Origin of the sequence: Altericroceibacterium spongiae, assembly GCF_003610805.1 — a bacterium.
In the GTDB taxonomy this organism is placed as follows: Bacteria; Pseudomonadota; Alphaproteobacteria; order Sphingomonadales; family Sphingomonadaceae; genus Altericroceibacterium; species Altericroceibacterium spongiae.
This window is the reverse complement of the sequence record NZ_RAPF01000003.1, coordinates 281,029-296,554: the sequence shown is the minus strand read 5'-3', so window position 1 is coordinate 296,554 and position 15,526 is coordinate 281,029. Positions and strand designations below refer to the sequence as shown.

Here is a 15,526-nt window from a genome sequence, read left to right as displayed (position 1 = left end):
GGATGCTCTGCGCAATGTCACCCTCTGCCGCACTATCAGGCGCTTGATTTTGCAGCGCACACGCATAGGACGAGCCGCATGGCCGATACAGAACTCGACGAGGCGAAAGTGCCCTTCCCCGCCAGTGAAGCGGAAGAAGGCGAGCAACTCGACGAAGAGAATCGACTGAAACCCGAATTTATCGATGCGGTCCGCGAGTCACTTGAAGAAGGTGATGAAGGACGGACCTACGATCTGGTCGAACCGCTGCATCCGGCCGATATTGCCGACCTTTTCGAATTGCTCGAACCTGACCGGCGCGGGGAACTGGCCGCCGCCATCACTGACCTGATGAGCGGCGAAGTCATTTCCGAACTGAACGATTATGTGCGCGACCACATGATCGAAGCGCTGCCCGCCGCTGCCGTGGCGGTGATAGCCGAACAGCTCGAAACCGACGACGCAGTCCAGCTGATCGAGGATCTCGATCCGAAAGATCAGCGAGCGATTCTGGACGAGCTCGACCCGGAAAATCGCGCGGTCATCGAAAGTGCGCTTTCTTACCCGGAAGAAACCGCCGGCCGCCTGATGCAGCGCGAACTGATCGCGGTGCCCGAACATCTGACGGTAGGCGACCTTATCGACTATATGCGCGAGCAGGATGATCTGCCGACCGACTTCTGGGAAGTCTTCATCGTCGATCACCGGCATCGTCCGCTCGGCACATGCCGTCTTTCCTGGATTCTGCGCTGTCCTCGCCATATTGCGCTGACCGATGTGATGCAGCGCGATCAGACACTGATCCCGGTTATCATGGATCAGGAAGAAGTGGCGTTGCGCTTCCAGAAATACGCATTGATCTCGGCCGCGGTCGTCGATGAGAATGGCCGGCTGGTCGGTCAGCTCACGGTCGACGATATCGTCCACATCATTTCCGAAGAAGCCGGTGAAGATGCTCTGCTCATGTCGGGGGCCGGCGAAGGCGATATTAACGAACCGATCCGCGATGCCTATTCCGCGCGTGTGCGCTGGCTGGTCGCCAATCTGGGCACTGCACTCGTGGCAAGCCTTATCATTGCCGCATTCGGCGCAGCGATCGAAAAGCTGGTGGCACTGGCTGTCCTCATGCCGATCGTTGCTTCGATCGGCGGTAATGCAGGCACGCAAACCATGGCCGTCTCTGTCCGCGCGCTGGCGACTAATCAGCTCACCCGGTCCAACACCCGGCGTATTCTCTGGCGCGAAATGCGCGTTGCCCTGCTCAACGGCGTAACCGTGGCCACCTTGATAGGCCTCGCCACAGCAGTGATTTTTTCGCCTTTACTCGGGATCGTCATAGCAAGCGCAGTCATCATCAATATCTGTACAGCCGGCCTGGCAGGCGTTGCTGTGCCTGTTCTATTCGACCGGATGGGCCAGGACCCGGCTGTTGCCAGTTCGGTCTTCGTAACGATGATTACCGATTCCATGGGCTTTTTCGCTTTTCTGGGCCTCGCTGTGGCGAGCGGCCTCACCGGTTGATGCAACCGCTTTCGGCAAGCGAATGGGCGATTGTCACCCTGTCGCTCAGAGTCAGTCTTGTGGCCATTTGCGCTGTATTGCCTCTTGCGCTCGCACTCGCCTGGTTGCTTGCAAGGCGACAATTCCCTGGCAAATTGCTGGTCGATGCACTGGTTCATCTGCCCCTTGTTCTGCCACCCGTGGTTACCGGCTGGCTGCTGCTAATGGCGTTTGGTGCAAATGGCCCGATAGGACGTTTCTTCGAACGAACGATCGGACTGGGTTTCGTATTCCACTGGACAGGGGCGGCGCTGGCTTCCGCCATCATGGCGCTTCCCCTGATGGTCCGGGCTATGCGGCTGTCCTTCGAAACGGTCGACCCCCGGCTGGAACAGGCCGCAAGAACCCTGGGTGCAAACCGCTGGCGTACCTTTCGCACCATCACCCTGCCTCTTGTAACCCCCGGCATTCTGGCCGGAGCTATGCTTGGCTTCGCCCGGTCTATCGGAGAGTTCGGCGCAACGATTACCTTCGCTTCCAATATTCCGGGCCAGACCCGTACTTTACCGCTCGCCATCTATTCCTCTTTGCAAATTCCGGGACAGGACGCGGAAGTTTTTCGTCTGGCCTGCGTTTCGGTAATTCTGTCGCTCGGTGCGCTGGTGATCTCCGAATGGCTCGCTCGCCGCATGAGCGGAGGGAAAAGCCATGTCCTTTAACGTGGACGTGTCGCTCGAACGCGCCTCCCGGCGTATAGACATATGCTTCTCCAGCGAGGCCGGACTAACCGGCCTGTTCGGACCTTCGGGTGTGGGAAAAACCAGTCTGCTCGATGCGATAGCCGGCCTGCTGCGTCCTGTCAGAGGTCATATCAACGTATCAGACAAAATGCTGTTCGACGCCGAGAAGAATATCGACCTGCCTCCCGAAGCCCGTTCCTGCGGCTATGTCTTTCAGGACATCCGCTTGTTTCCGCATCGCAATGTGCGGGACAATCTTCTGTTCGGCTATCATCTCGCCCCGGTAAAGAAGCGCTGGATGAGGCTCGAAGAAGCGACAGACTTTCTCGATATTGCCCATCTGCTCGATCGTCAGCCACGCACATTATCGGGCGGTGAAGCTCAGCGTGTCGCCATTGGTCGTGCCTTGCTGTCTGCCCCGCGCTTTCTGCTGATGGATGAGCCGCTTTCTTCTCTGGACAGCAACCGGCGACAGGAAATCATGGCCGTAATTGAACGGATTCGCGACGAACTGCATTTGCCAATCCTCTATGTCTCACATGACAGAAGCGAAATGGACCGGCTGGCCGGACGGATCATCGAATTGGAACACTGATACGCCGAACTGCATGTTCCTTTTGCCTAATCAGACGATAGAGTATCGCCATGGCTGTTACCGATATTGCAACACGCGCTTATAATCACAATTTCCGGCTCGATCCGATCGTGCGCAGCTTGCTGGATACCGATTTCTATAAGCTGCTGATGCTGCAAATGATCTGGCGCGAGCATGCTGACGTGCGTGCCACTTTCTCGCTTATCAACCGTTCGCAGACGGTGCGGCTGGCCGATATTATCGACGAAGAAGAACTCCGGACGCAACTCGACTATGCTCGTACATTGCGCTTCACCAATAAGGAGCTGATCTGGCTGGCCGGGAACAGTTTTTACGGCAAACAGCAGATGTTCAAACCCGATTTCATGGCCTGGCTCGCCGATTTCCGCCTGCCGGAATATGAATTGCGCAAGGCCGACGGACAATACGAACTGCATTTCGATGGGCCATGGACGCACACGACCATGTGGGAAATTCCTGCCCTCGCCATCATTAACGAGCTGCGATCCCGTGCTTCCTTGCAGAATAAAGGGCGTTTTGCACTCGATGTGCTCTATGCTCGTGCCAAGGCAAAATTATGGGAAAAGGTGGAAAGGCTGCGCGCCTTTCCCGATCTGGTCATCAGCGATTTCGGCACACGCCGCCGCCATGGCTTTCTGTGGCAGCGCTGGTGTGTGGAAGCCCTGAAAGAGGGCCTGGGGGAGCGCTTCATCGGCACATCCAATGTGCTGCTGGCCATGGATGCCGATCTTGAAGCCATAGGGACCAACGCACATGAATTGCCTATGGTCGAGGCGGCCCTGTCGGACAACGATGCAGAACTGGCAGAAGCGCCCTATCGCGTGCTTGAAGAATGGCGCCAGCATTATGGCGGCAATCTCCTGATCGCTCTGCCTGATGCCTATGGCACGGCGGCCTTTCTCGAACACGCACCGTCCTGGCTGGCAAACTGGACTGGATTCCGGCCTGACAGCGCGCCGCCTGTCGAAGCGGGAGAACAAATTATGCGCTGGTGGGAGGAACAGGGTCGTGACCCCAAACAAAAATTGCTGATCTTCTCCGATGGACTCGATGTAGACACGATCGAGCGAATTTATCACCATTTCCATGGCCGCGTGCGGATGAGCTTCGGCTGGGGGACCAATCTCACCAATGATTTTCGGGATTGCGAACCAGATGGTGAAGCCGGGCTTGAACCGATTTCGCTCGTCTGCAAGGTGACCGAGGCTAATGGCAGGCCTGCTGTCAAATTATCCGACAACCCGGCCAAAGCAACCGGAGATCCGCAGGAAATTGCCCGTTATCTGCGAATCTTTGGCGAAACGGGGCATGTTCTTTCACCCCTCTCGGTCTGAGGCGGATGCGAAACGGATTTCGCAGAATAAAAACTTGCCCAAATTCGCAATAATGCGATTGACTTGCAGTAGCGCGCTTCCCTAGAGGCCCCGTCAAAAGGGGAATTTATGAAACGTACTACCATGCTCATGGCCGGAGCGGCCGTTACAGCCCTGTCTGCACCGGCTCTGGCCGAAGAAGCTGCGCCGGCAAATGCTGGCAGTCCTGCCGAAGAAATCATCGTTACCGGCGAAAAATCCAGCCGTACGCTTCAGGAGACCGTAACCAGTGTAGCAGTGGTTACGACACAGCGGATCAAAGACGAAAATCTGATCACAATTCAGGATGTCTATAACCGCACGGCCAACCTCTCGGAAACCTATGGTTCCACAGGCTTCACCATTCGCGGCATTAACAATAACGGTGTCGGGTCTGGAGGAAATGCGGCCACAGCAACAGTCTATATCGATGGCGCGCCCATTCCCAGCCGCGCACTTTATGGCGGACCGACAGACCTTTGGGATGTGCAGCAGGTGGAAGTTCTGCGTGGTCCGCAATCCACCATTCAGGGCCTTAACGCTCTGGCCGGCGGCGTCGTCATCACCACGAAAGACCCTTCCACCACGACATGGGGCGGCGATGCACGGGTTCAGTGGACCGAGCATAATGACCGGACTTTCTCAGCTGCTATTGGCGGCCCGCTGATTCAGGATGAACTGGGTCTGCGCCTGTCCGCTGAACGCCGGGCCGATCGCGGAATTATTAAAAACGTCACGCGCGACGAATATAATGACGAACTGAAAGCACTCAATCTGCGCGGCAAGCTGAAGTGGACACCGCAAGCCGTGCCGGATCTGACGGCAGTGCTGAGCTATAATCGTGTGCGTCGCGATGGCGGCTATGTTTATGAATATACCCGCACCGACACTGAAGATTTTTACGACAATCGTATTGCGAAAGGTAACCGGGAAAGCGAAGGCAATATCGACAGCGATATTGCCGTCCTGAATCTTTCCTATGACCTTTCCGGCCCGCTGACGCTCTCCAGCGTCACCTCATGGAATAAGGTAGATGTGCGGTCAGTTGTCGACACGGACGGCACACCTGAAGATCTCCAGAATATCGCCAACTTCTATCATTACAAAACGCTGACACAGGAAGTCCGCCTCAATTATGACGGCGATCGCCTGAGCGGTGTTCTTGGGGCATGGTATTACCGCCGAAAAGGCGACACCGAAGCAAATAGCAATCTCACCATGAACACCCCTACAGGCACAATCAGCAACCTGTTATTCAATAGTGGCCTGATGAGCGAGGAAGCAGCGCAGCAACTCAGCAATGCTTATGCTGCACAATTGCCTGCTATACCGCTGCATTATGAATCCGATGCACCTGAAAAAGTCGAAACAATGGCGATATTTGCCGATGGTCGCTTCCATGTGACCGACCGTTTCTCAATTCTTGGCGGATTCCGTTTCGATCATGAAAAGAACCGGTACACAGCAGAAACTCTGGCTGCCTTTACCGGCACTTTACCTGCCCCGAATGCCCTTGGGGATGCTTATGCACCTGTCGTCAGCGTCATCAATCAGGGCGTGTTGGGTCTGGTAGCCGATGCCTCATCTGCGAGAGCTAGTAACAGTCGTACGTTCGATGCCTTTCTGCCTAAAATGGGCATCAGCATGGACTGGACTCCAGACCTGACAACCTCTTTTACCGTTCAGCGAGCTTACCGCTCCGGTGGATCGAGTCAGAATCCGGCTCGCGCCGAGCTTATTCCTTACGATCCGGAATATAGCTGGAATTATGAAGCGTCGCTGCGCTCTCAGTGGCTCGATGGCCGACTGACGCTCAACGCCAACGCTTTTTATATGGAGTGGAAAGATCAGCAGGTTACGGCCTATTTCAGCGGTGGGCAATATGACTACAACACCGTTAATGCAGGCGAATCTCACCTTTATGGTTTCGAAGTGGAGGCTACGGGTGAATTGAATTCGGTGTTCGACCTATATGCTTCGGTTGGTCATGTCCGCACCAAATTCGACGATTTCATCCTGCCTGACAACTCAACCACAACAGATGATCTGACCGATACACAATTTCCTTATGCACCGCGCTGGACACTTGCAGGCGGCATGAATGCGCATTTCGACAATGGTATCATCGCCAATCTCAACGCCAGTTATCGCAGCAAGGTCTTCACCGGCATTGGTTCCGATCAGAGCAATTTTGCCGTCGGCGGCCGCACTGTCGTCAATGCCAAAATCGGCTATGAAATGGAACACTGGTCGATCTTCGGCTTTGCCCGCAACCTCTTCGACGAAGAATACAAACAATATACATTCGCTTCCCGCAATCAGTCCATTCTCGGGAAACCGCAAACATTCGGTATTGGTATGGAAATGCACTGGTGATTGCGCTTCTCACGCCTTTTCTGCTGAGCGGGGGAGCGTTTGCCGCTTCCCTGTTGCGCCGCTCCTGGCAAGACAGGAAAAGCGATGGAACAGCATTTGTCATTTTTGGCTGGGCGGTGGCGACAGGTCTTGCTCTGGCAAGCATGTGGCTCATCGGCCCGGTCAAAGGGCTGGCCACAGCCCTGGCCATGGAAGCGCTGGGCGCAATTGCAGTGATTATTACCGGCCATGTCCGGCGCCGGGCCGTAACAAAACGTGAATTCGATGCTGCTCCCGAGCCGCTGGCCGGACCTTCCAAAATCTGGCGTGGAATCCTCAAGACTCTGCTGGCCGGGCCGCTGGGCATGGTTGCCGCGATGGGGCTGGCCTTTTGTTACACAGCACTGTCTCCAGGTGCCCCGCAAACCCGGATCGTGATCGGCGGCTTGCTTTTGCCGATTCTCTGGGGTCTCGCCATGACGTGGACACTGGCGGATCAGAAACTGCTGCGTGCAACGGCCGTGTTGACCGGCACCGCACTGATCAGTTTCACTCTCGCAGCACTGGCAGGAAGCGCATGAGCAGCAACCGCACATCTCCTAAAAACAATCGTTGGCCACTTTCTCCTGCCACTGTCCGTGCCGTTCTGAGCGGGCATTCCATTCTTGGACTGGCTTTCGCAGCGATCATCTATCTTGTCTGTCTGACAGGCACTTTAGCGGTTTTTGTGCCGGATATCGAACAGTGGGAGCAACCCGCCGCACCGGTTGCGAAAGAGCTTTCCGACAAAGCGGCAGCCCGGGCTGTACAGACTGCTTTGCCGCAGGTTCCGCAGGACATTACTATCTATCTCAGCCTGCCCACCGAGGCCCGTCAGGGTGCCACACTGCATGCCTATAACACCACTTTCGACCGGGAATGGGCAGTAAATGCTCAGGGCGCACTCACCGAGATGACCGCCGTGTGGTCTGAGTTCCTGATCCACCTGCATATCAATCTCCATTTGCCGCGCAGTTGGGGAGACTTCATTGTCGGCATGAGCGGTGTCGCGCTGCTATCGTCTCTGCTGTCAGGTATTCTTGCCCATCCTCGAATTATTCGCGACGCTTTCCATCTTCGATTGGGTGGTTCTCGGCGCTTGCAGGAAGCGGATATTCACAACCGTCTGGGCGTCTGGGCTCTGCCGTTCCATTTCACGCTCGCATTGACCGGTGCGCTACTGGGCCTCAGCACGATCATCGTCGCCGTATTGTCCCTGCTTCTCTATCAGGGCGACATGAATAAGGTTTATGACCTGTTTCTAGACACGCCGCTGCCCGAAAATACGCAGCAGGTTGAAATGCCCGATCTCGAAACCCTTATAGCTGAAGCACGCCAGCATGCTCCCGGCGCCACGCCGCAAGCGATCATGATCGAGCATCCCGGTCGCGCGGATATGCGTATCTCTGTGTCTTCGGGGCGCGATAATATGATCGCCATGCAGGACCAAACCAAGTTCGACGCGAAGGGGGCAGTGCTCAAAGACGAGCATCCGGACAGTCTCGTCACCGGCATGCGTATATTGAACGGTATCGGCCAGCTCCATTTTGGCTGGTTCGGCGGTGTTCCTGTGCGGATCGTTTACGGTCTGCTCGGTCTGGCGCTTTGCCTCGTTACTTCGACTGGTGTGACTATCTGGATGGCACGCCGGCGCGATAAGGGCCGCGCCGTGCCGCACTGGGAACGGATATGGGCCATGATTGCCTGGGGCCAGCCTGTCATCTTTTTGGCGACCTTATGGGCCGCTTTCCTGTTTCCCGCCCGGCTCGGAGAAAAACTACCGTTACTGTGGTTCATACTCACTGCGCTTTCAATTCTGCTGGCAGCGATGCTTCGGCGCTTCTCCGGAAGCATATTGGCGCGTGGCCTGCGCGTTACGCTGGCTATACTCAGTGCGGCGCTGCTGATTGCCCACGCCGTGGCTACTTTCAGCCAGGGTCAGCCGAGTGTGACACTAGTGGATGCCATTTTACTGGGAACGGCCATTGTTCTTTTCTGGCCGTTCCTCAGGCAGAAATTCTTCAATAGCGAAAGCGCAGCCGCGTGAAGAAGCTGCGGCCTCTTTCCGGGAAACCATCGGTCAGAAGATAATATTCATCGAACAGGTTGCGCGCACCGGCCGAGAGTTCGACACCATCGCTCAGCTCATAACTCATTGTCAGATTGGCAAGCACGTAATTGCCGATGCGATAATACTCCGTACCGGCAGTGTTTACGGTCCACCGGTTCGACGCAATGTCGAGATTAGGCAGGATATGCATCGCCTTTACCGGCTGCCAGTCCGCCCAGATGAATGCCTTATGGGTTGGCACCCCGGTGGGCTCGAATGCCTGGTCTGACGGATCGTTCAAATGCCTATGCGTATAGGTGTAATTACCGCCAATACTTAGCCTGTCATCGATACGCGCGGATAGAGACAGTTCGGCTCCGTAATAATGGCCGTCTCCCACGTTCCGGCTCTGGCTGACCGTCTGGCCATCATATAAAAACGGGAAAGACTCGATGGCATCCGAAATATCGGAATAGAAGACAGCTCCCTCCAGATGAAGCGTATTGAAATCGCGGGCACCTCCTATTTCGTAATTTACTGCACGTTCGGCCTGCAGATCCGGGTTGGAAACAGCACCGCCGAAGCGAGAACTGAACCGCTCGAACAGGGTCGGGAAACGAGAGCGGGAAGAGATACTGGCGTGTAAATGCGTTTTGCTATCGGGTGACCATACCAGCCGGGCCTGCCCACCCAGTGCATGATCATCTGCCAGCCGGTATTCGAGAACCGCATTATCCGCATAATCCTCAGCCCGGCGCAAATCTCGCCAGTTATAGCTAAGGCCGGCGGTCAGTTGCAAAGCAGGAGAAATGGTCAGACGGTTCTCCGCCGCAAGACTGTAGACATCCTCGATACTCGTCTGCTTCGGCTCAGTCTCTCCCGAGGGGAACCCCTGCTGCCATTCCTTATGCTTATCGCGCCGGTAATGCATGGCGACACTGAACCTATCCGCACTGCTTACCTGCGCAGCAAGTTCAGCCGAACCACCCCATGCTGTGTCCGCATAATAGCTATTAAACGCCCGCCCACGTGTCTGGCTGGTTTGGGTCGCATCGTCGAACGCACGCAGGAGATTATCGAAACCATTGCGGTAAAGCCGGGTCTTGAGCGTCAGTCTGTCATTCAGCGATGTCGTCGATAGAAAATACAGACTGTCTATATTCCAGTAGGGCCAGGTCCAGTTGCGCTGGCGTGAAGCCGGATCGGTAACATGAAGCGGCGCATTCTTCGATCCTTCCTGTCTGGTATAGCTAAGCGAATATTCATCGCCTTCACGAGGCGTAAAGCCGATCTTGGTATTGAGCCGCCAGTCGGTGCTGCGCGAGAAGTCGCGCTTTCCACCGTCTTCGGCGGACCCTTCTGCGGGCTCATAGCTCCCCGGCAAATCCCAGTGGTTCTGAAAGTTGCGCGTATAGCTGAGTTGCGCGTACCAGTTATCCTGTCGCGTTCCGAGCAGGGCAAAACCATTATAACCCGCATAATCGCCGTCCCTGTCGAGATTGAGTGATGCGCTGGCTTCCGCTTCCAATGGCTGAGCAGGCTTGCGAGTCACCAGATTGATGGCTCCACCCATGGCCCCCGGTCCGTCAAGGACGGAAGCATAGCCCTTGGCCACCTGAATCTGTGCAATATCTCCGGTCAGAAACCGGCCGTAATCCAGCCGGCCGTCAGCCGGGAGATAGACCCGAATACCATCGATGGAGAGCGGCACCTGATATCGCCCGAAACCTCGTATATCGACGAGCTTCTCATTACGCGACCCGCCACTGTTCGACGAAGTCACACCCGGAATAAGGTTGACCGCATCGTCCAGTCGATCACGCTGAAACAACCGGATAGCTTTCGAGCTGAGGGTAGAACTGCCAATCAGAGGCTCAGCATCAGGAGACGCGCTGACGACAATCTGGCCAAGAGTGAACGCATCCTGATCCCGCGACACGTCCTCATCGGCCCGGGCATGAGCTGGCAATGTCACAATGCTCCCGATAGCCGCTCCGTACACCAATCCCAGACGCATTCATTTCCCCTTATTTATGGCATCGCCAACCTCAGCGAATCACTATATTCAGTCGTATATAGTGATTCGCTGAGAACAAAAGGATATCGAACTTGCGACCAGCCCTTGCCTGCAGCATTCTTGCATTAGTCACGCTCAGCGCCTGCCATGAAACAGAAACCGCCACCGCACGGGAAACCACCGAGAATTGCGGCGACACCATGTCTGCCCTGCCTTCGGAACTCGCTGCCTGGACTTATCAGGGTAATGCATGGACCAGCGCCACAGACCTGTCGAACGCACAGGATGTGCCTGTAACGCTAGGTCAGACAGCGGATGCAACGCTCCATCCGACTCCGGAAATGGATTTCCCGGTGGCGGCAGAAAAGCCTGGAACGAATGAGGATTTTGGCGGACTGGCCAAGATAACGGTCAAAAAAGCCGGCACCTATCGTGTCGCACTGGGTGACGATGCATGGATTGATATTATCAGCGAAGGCAAAGCGCTTCCTTCCAGCGCGCACGCACATGGGCCGGCCTGCTCGACGATCCACAAAATGGTCGATTTCCAACTCGTGCCCGGGCACTATATTCTTCAGCTTGCTGGCAGCCCGACAGACAAGATGCCCGTGCTTGTTACGCGCCTTCCTTAGGGTCAGTCGCGCTGGCTGGGAAGCGGCAGGCTTCGCACCTTCTCTTCCAGTGCAGCGAATTCACGTGACTCATTCGCTTCTGCGATAAGGTGCTGCAAAGCACGGTAATGCGCAAGCACTTCACGCCCCATGTCGGACAGGCGTGCGCCTCGCTCGCGCCCTCCTCCCGCCACTGCATCAACCAGCGGCTGTGACCAGCAACGATTCATTACGTCCACCAATAGCCAGGCGCGGCGATAGCTCATATCCATGGCGCGCCCCGCAGCCGAAATCGACCCTTCGCGCTCTATGGCTTCAAGCAAGTCAGCCTTGCCCGGTCCCATCGCGATTTCTTCCCCGCAATAGATGCGGGCATGCAGTTTTAGCCTTGCCTTTGCCATGATACCACCAGTCTGACCTGAGGCACGCCCTGCCTCAAGAGGTAAATTATCCAGCTATCTTAATCAGCTAAGCCGATTGAGCCCTGCATTCACGAAAAGCGCCTGCCCGCGGAGCAGAAATTTCTCGCGTGAATAATGATGCAAGACCCAATCGCGCCCCATTTTGCCTTTTCGCCGTCCCTCTTTCGGGTCGGACAACCAGGCGGCCAGCGCCTGTGCCCATCCCTGTTCATCGCCATAGGGTATCAATGTTCCGCAACCCGATATTTCAATCGATCGCGCCATTTCACCCACCGGACTGGCAATAATGGGCAATCCTGCCGCCATCGCCTGATGCGCAGCTATACAAAGGCCCTCATGATGTGAAGGCTGTACATAGCCATCCAGTGCGGCAAGAAACTCCAGCGGCCTATCGACGAAGCCTTCAAAGATCAAATTGGTTACACCCAGTTCACCTGCAAGATTTTCCAGCGCATCCAGCTCAGGGCCCTCGCCCGCAACATGCACTGAAAGGCGTGCTGCCAGTTCCGGAGACAATTCGGCCAGCCGAGCCATAGCGCGAATAAGGCCGTCATACCCTTTATTGCGATGCAGTCTGCCGAGACTGCCCAACCGTAAAACTGGCCCGTGCTGTCCGGGATAGGAACTGGGCAGAGCCCCGTCGGCGACAAACATCGGCCATATCGTGATCCGGTCTTCACTTAGCCGCAAACGTTTGCGTGCGAAATCAGCCACTGTCTCAGAATCGGTAATCCAGTGGCAGCTTAATCCCGAAAGCCGCCGCAGCCATTTTTCATTCGCCGGCTTGAGCCAGGCATTATGCTGCCAGCTCACCACCGGAACGCCGCGTAACCTGCCAACGATCTGCCCTGTAAGGGTGGCATGGCTAAGCGATGTGAGAATAACATCGGGTTGCCGGTTCCGCACAATCCTGTCCAGCCTCAGCCCGGTGCTGAGAAACCGCCGAGTGGTCCCCCCAATGACAATGGTTTCAAAACCCGCTCGCTCCACCGCCGGTCGAGCACGTCCGTCGCGTTCCATCAACGATACGACAATCGCCTCATGCCCTGCATCGCGAAAACTCTGCAGAATATCGACCAGAGGCAAAGCACCGCCGCCGCCGTCGAGCGAATTAATGACATAGAGAATACGCATCAACGCTCCATATACGCAGCTATCGCTTCCGCTGCGCGTTGCGAAGAAGGCTTGTTGCCCAGATCAAATGTATAGGCGAACAGTCTTTCCTGTGCATCACGCCAGGTTTCAGGCGCAGAGACCCCCTGAGACAGCGCCCGATCCATCGCCGCAATATCCTCCGCCACAGCTCCGCTCGTCCAATGGGCAAAGTCCGGATTTCCCTGCCATTCCAGCTTTCGGGGATTAAGAAAAATCGCCGGACGCGGCTGGCTGAGGAATTCATATATCTGGCTGCTAACATCCCCGATATAAATATCGGCCAGCCGGGTATAGGTCATATCGATGCTGGACTGACTGCCCGTATCGATATGAATATGCGGACATTCTCTGATATGTTTGGGCACCTTGCCAACGCGCGAAAAAGAGAGCGGTGAAAAAGAGACATTAAACCGTTTCGCAAACAACATCACATGGGGAGCGAAAATCAGATTATAGCGGTCGCTGGCAGCAAAATAGTCCAGCACTGCACGCCCCATTCCATACCATGATGACAATGCCGGCGAAGGATGTGGATTATAGAGGACCGTTGGCCGGCCATTATCGAAAACAGGTTTGGGGGCTTCGCTACGCAGGAGATCGAATTTCGGATATCCGACAACGGCATACCCATCGGGTTTCAGCAGACCTCTCTCTTGTAATCTATCCCTGATTTTCGGCCCGGATAGTAGCACAAAATCGAACAACCCGCTCGCCTTGTTAAAGCCAATGGCCCGGTCGCCCGCGCCATGGCGAGTATGAATAAGTTTAAGATCGGTCAGCCCGAAATGCGTCTTCAGCAGCAGGGATGTTTTTTCCGGTACCACCAGCGCATCCAGCTCCCGGAAGCAGTCGAGATTGCGTTCCAGAAAGGAATAACGTTCAGCCGGGATGGCTCCGCCAGACAAGAACTGAACGGCAGGTGCTGCTCTGGCAGGCCGGCGAAGTTGCTCGAATGTCAGATTGGCAGCCTTATCCATCAGGCGTTGCACTTCACGCCCGATCACCTCTCCGCCAACCAGAACCCGGATTTCGATATCGGGGCGCAAACGTGCCAGTGCATTGGCGATAGGCAGCGAATGGGCCACCTGATGCGCCGCCGAATGGTTGAAAAGAAAGCCGATACGCATTCAGGCGGTTTTCTGTTTGCGCCAGTCCAGAACAGGCCAATCACGCACTTCGGCAATCGCCTGCAAGCGACTGGAAGGATTGACTGCAATAGCTTCATCCACCCATTCGAAAGTCGGCAAATCCGATGCGTGATCCGAATAGAATTTCAGGTGCACATCCGCGCGATCAATACCCTGCCCGGTCAGCCATGCCGCGATACGCTGCTGCTTAGTCTCCGCATAGCAATTATCATCGGGAATATCGGGCAGAAGATGGTCCTCATGCCAGGTATTGCGAGTGGCGATCACATCGTCGATATCCAGATGCCGCGCCAGAGGTTCAACATAAAGTGCCGGGGCCGCCGTGGCGAGCACAATACGCCGCCCCGCCTTGCGCTCGGCAGCAAACAGCTCATGCACCTGCGGAAAAATGCCGGTTTTTACCAAATGGACGGCGAAATTTTCTGCGATACGTTCAATCCTGTGGCGCGGCACTTTCCGTCCAAGCGCGACAGAATGCATCCTTTCCTTCATGCGACGGCGGGCGATGCGTTTAGTCGCATAAGCAGCCGCATAAGGTACAAGCACCGGCAACAAGGCAAGCCGCCAGGGAGCAAGCCGCAGATTCGCGTAGAGGAGAAAGGCGGAATAGGTCGGCCGGATTGTCAGCGTCCGGTCGAGGTCGAAGATCGAAATTGCAGTCATGACTGAAGTATTTTTTCAGCCATTACGTGATCGGATAGTTTGTCCACATCGATGGCAGCCCTGCCGAAGGGCAATTCCACAGCCTGCGCATCAACATGCAGTCGGCGACCGGCTTCCTGCACCGCTCTGGCCAGAGACAGGCGTCGCAGCACAACGCGCAACATCAATAGCGGACCAAATCGCGCTGCAATCTTCCAGACCTTCTTACGATCCTGCTCGATCTTTTCCCAAAACTGTAAAGCCTCGGTGACTTCATCGGCATTGTCGACACGCAAGGCAAACAGATTAGCACCGGAGAAGTCGCCATCCCGGAAATGCCACCATGTGCGCTGCGATTCACCGAAATCTCTTTCTAACTGCTGGCGGGATACCAACCCGATGGAAAGCTGCGCTGCCTGCGCTGCATCGCAAAAATAACGGGCAATCTCAGGCGTCAGGAGAACATTATCGGCGGTAGTCAGAAAAACAGGCTGCGTGTTTCTGTCCTGCCGCAGGAATTCGAGCACAGAACCGCTGATCGTCTTTCCAGACCGCATAAAATGAATTCTATCCTGTGTCCGCGTCCATTCGAGCTCGGGAGCGGCTGACAATTCTTCGCTATCCTGAGTAAGAACCACGATCCGGCTCATTTCCGGGACATCGCAAAGACTATGCAGCACCCGGCTTACCATTGCTTCCCCGGCTATAGGGATCAGCGCTTTCGCCTCTACGCCGAAATGAGCAGCTAGCGGGTCCACGCCCGGTCGGCGGCCGGCCAGTACGATAGCGGTCCATCCCATCCGGCCATCCGCTCCCTTCCCGAACTGCTCTGCCGCTTCATGACCAACTGAATCTGTGGAAGCCATAGTAATTACATCCGGGGCCGAGATATTGCAGAAG

The 15,526-nt window shown here is 55.8% G+C and carries 14 protein-coding genes; 8 read left to right on the top strand and 6 right to left on the bottom strand.

Annotated features, from left to right (window positions below; all coding sequences use genetic code 11):
- The first annotated feature begins 78 nt into the window (after positions 1 to 78).
- The 7 genes from mgtE (at position 79) to D6851_RS07320 (ending at position 8,628) form a co-directional block, all read left to right on the top strand.
- A complete protein-coding gene (gene mgtE, locus D6851_RS07350) occupies positions 79 to 1,500 on the top strand; it encodes a magnesium transporter (protein WP_120324235.1) in 1,422 nt (473 codons plus the stop codon).
- The gene (gene modB, locus D6851_RS07345; RefSeq protein ID WP_120324234.1) at positions 1,500 to 2,198 is read left to right on the top strand and encodes a molybdate ABC transporter permease subunit; all 699 of its coding nucleotides are present in this window, start codon (positions 1,500 to 1,502) and stop codon (positions 2,196 to 2,198) included. Before mgtE ends, modB begins: the two co-directional genes overlap by 1 nt.
- Complete coding sequence (locus D6851_RS07340) at positions 2,188 to 2,814, top strand: ATP-binding cassette domain-containing protein (protein WP_120324233.1); 627 nt, start codon at positions 2,188 to 2,190, stop codon at positions 2,812 to 2,814. Before modB ends, D6851_RS07340 begins: the two co-directional genes overlap by 11 nt.
- Positions 2,815 to 2,864: 50 nt before the next feature.
- Positions 2,865 to 4,169 carry a nicotinate phosphoribosyltransferase gene (pncB, locus tag D6851_RS07335; protein ID WP_120324232.1) on the top strand — a complete coding sequence of 435 codons (1,305 nt, stop codon included), beginning with the start codon at positions 2,865 to 2,867 and terminating at the stop codon, positions 4,167 to 4,169.
- A gap of 108 nt (positions 4,170 to 4,277) precedes the next feature.
- Positions 4,278 to 6,563, top strand: a complete 2,286-nt coding sequence (locus tag D6851_RS07330; protein WP_120324231.1) for a TonB-dependent receptor — start codon at positions 4,278 to 4,280, stop codon at positions 6,561 to 6,563.
- Entirely contained in the window at positions 6,560 to 7,123 is a 564-nt protein-coding gene (locus D6851_RS07325) for a hypothetical protein (protein WP_338014742.1), read from the top strand. Before D6851_RS07330 ends, D6851_RS07325 begins: the two co-directional genes overlap by 4 nt.
- Positions 7,120 to 8,628, top strand: coding sequence for a PepSY-associated TM helix domain-containing protein (locus tag D6851_RS07320; RefSeq protein WP_120324229.1), 1,509 nt, complete (start codon positions 7,120 to 7,122; stop codon positions 8,626 to 8,628). Before D6851_RS07325 ends, D6851_RS07320 begins: the two co-directional genes overlap by 4 nt.
- Here the strand turns inward: D6851_RS07320 and D6851_RS07315 are convergent.
- Positions 8,603 to 10,648: a TonB-dependent receptor plug domain-containing protein gene (locus D6851_RS07315; protein ID WP_120324228.1), complete on the bottom strand. Its 2,046-nt coding sequence runs from the start codon at positions 10,646 to 10,648 to the stop codon at positions 8,603 to 8,605. The genes D6851_RS07320 and D6851_RS07315 overlap by 26 nt on opposite strands.
- Before the next feature lie 92 nt (positions 10,649 to 10,740).
- Here D6851_RS07315 and D6851_RS07310 point away from each other — a divergent pair, with 92 nt between their 5' ends.
- Positions 10,741 to 11,280, top strand: coding sequence for a hypothetical protein (locus D6851_RS07310; RefSeq protein WP_147395443.1), 540 nt, complete (start codon positions 10,741 to 10,743; stop codon positions 11,278 to 11,280).
- 2 nt (positions 11,281 to 11,282) lie between these two features.
- On the opposite strand, the gene D6851_RS07305 is transcribed toward D6851_RS07310, so the two are convergent.
- The 5 genes from D6851_RS07305 to D6851_RS07285 form a co-directional block, all read right to left on the bottom strand.
- The gene (locus D6851_RS07305) at positions 11,283 to 11,660 is read right to left on the bottom strand and encodes a winged helix-turn-helix domain-containing protein (protein WP_120324226.1); all 378 of its coding nucleotides are present in this window, start codon (positions 11,658 to 11,660) and stop codon (positions 11,283 to 11,285) included.
- A gap of 63 nt (positions 11,661 to 11,723) precedes the next feature.
- The gene (locus tag D6851_RS07300) at positions 11,724 to 12,815 is read right to left on the bottom strand and encodes a glycosyltransferase (protein WP_120324225.1); all 1,092 of its coding nucleotides are present in this window, start codon (positions 12,813 to 12,815) and stop codon (positions 11,724 to 11,726) included.
- Entirely contained in the window at positions 12,815 to 13,963 is a 1,149-nt protein-coding gene (locus tag D6851_RS07295; protein WP_120324224.1) for a hypothetical protein, read from the bottom strand. Before D6851_RS07295 ends, D6851_RS07300 begins: the two co-directional genes overlap by 1 nt.
- Positions 13,964 to 14,647, bottom strand: a complete 684-nt coding sequence (locus tag D6851_RS07290; RefSeq protein ID WP_120324223.1) for an HAD family hydrolase — start codon at positions 14,645 to 14,647, stop codon at positions 13,964 to 13,966. It lies immediately after the preceding gene.
- The gene (locus D6851_RS07285; protein ID WP_183030022.1) at positions 14,644 to 15,492 is read right to left on the bottom strand and encodes a nucleotidyltransferase family protein; all 849 of its coding nucleotides are present in this window, start codon (positions 15,490 to 15,492) and stop codon (positions 14,644 to 14,646) included. Before D6851_RS07285 ends, D6851_RS07290 begins: the two co-directional genes overlap by 4 nt.
- Between the last annotated feature and the right edge of the window lie 34 nt (positions 15,493 to 15,526).

Coding starts and splice junctions, on each gene's coding strand:
- D6851_RS07295 (WP_120324224.1), bottom strand. CDS start 13,963: ATGCGTATCGGCTTTCTTTTCAACCATTCGGCGGCGCATCAGGTGGCC.
- mgtE (WP_120324235.1), top strand. CDS start 79: ATGGCCGATACAGAACTCGACGAGGCGAAAGTGCCCTTCCCCGCCAGT.
- D6851_RS07300 (WP_120324225.1), bottom strand. CDS start 12,815: ATGCGTATTCTCTATGTCATTAATTCGCTCGACGGCGGCGGCGGTGCT.
- modB (WP_120324234.1), top strand. CDS start 1,500: ATGCAACCGCTTTCGGCAAGCGAATGGGCGATTGTCACCCTGTCGCTC.
- D6851_RS07285 (WP_183030022.1), bottom strand. CDS start 15,492: ATGGCTTCCACAGATTCAGTTGGTCATGAAGCGGCAGAGCAGTTCGGG.
- D6851_RS07330 (WP_120324231.1), top strand. CDS start 4,278: ATGAAACGTACTACCATGCTCATGGCCGGAGCGGCCGTTACAGCCCTG.
- D6851_RS07340 (WP_120324233.1), top strand. CDS start 2,188: ATGTCCTTTAACGTGGACGTGTCGCTCGAACGCGCCTCCCGGCGTATA.
- D6851_RS07305 (WP_120324226.1), bottom strand. CDS start 11,660: ATGGCAAAGGCAAGGCTAAAACTGCATGCCCGCATCTATTGCGGGGAA.
- D6851_RS07290 (WP_120324223.1), bottom strand. CDS start 14,647: ATGACTGCAATTTCGATCTTCGACCTCGACCGGACGCTGACAATCCGG.
- D6851_RS07315 (WP_120324228.1), bottom strand. CDS start 10,648: ATGCGTCTGGGATTGGTGTACGGAGCGGCTATCGGGAGCATTGTGACA.
- D6851_RS07320 (WP_120324229.1), top strand. CDS start 7,120: ATGAGCAGCAACCGCACATCTCCTAAAAACAATCGTTGGCCACTTTCT.
- pncB (WP_120324232.1), top strand. CDS start 2,865: ATGGCTGTTACCGATATTGCAACACGCGCTTATAATCACAATTTCCGG.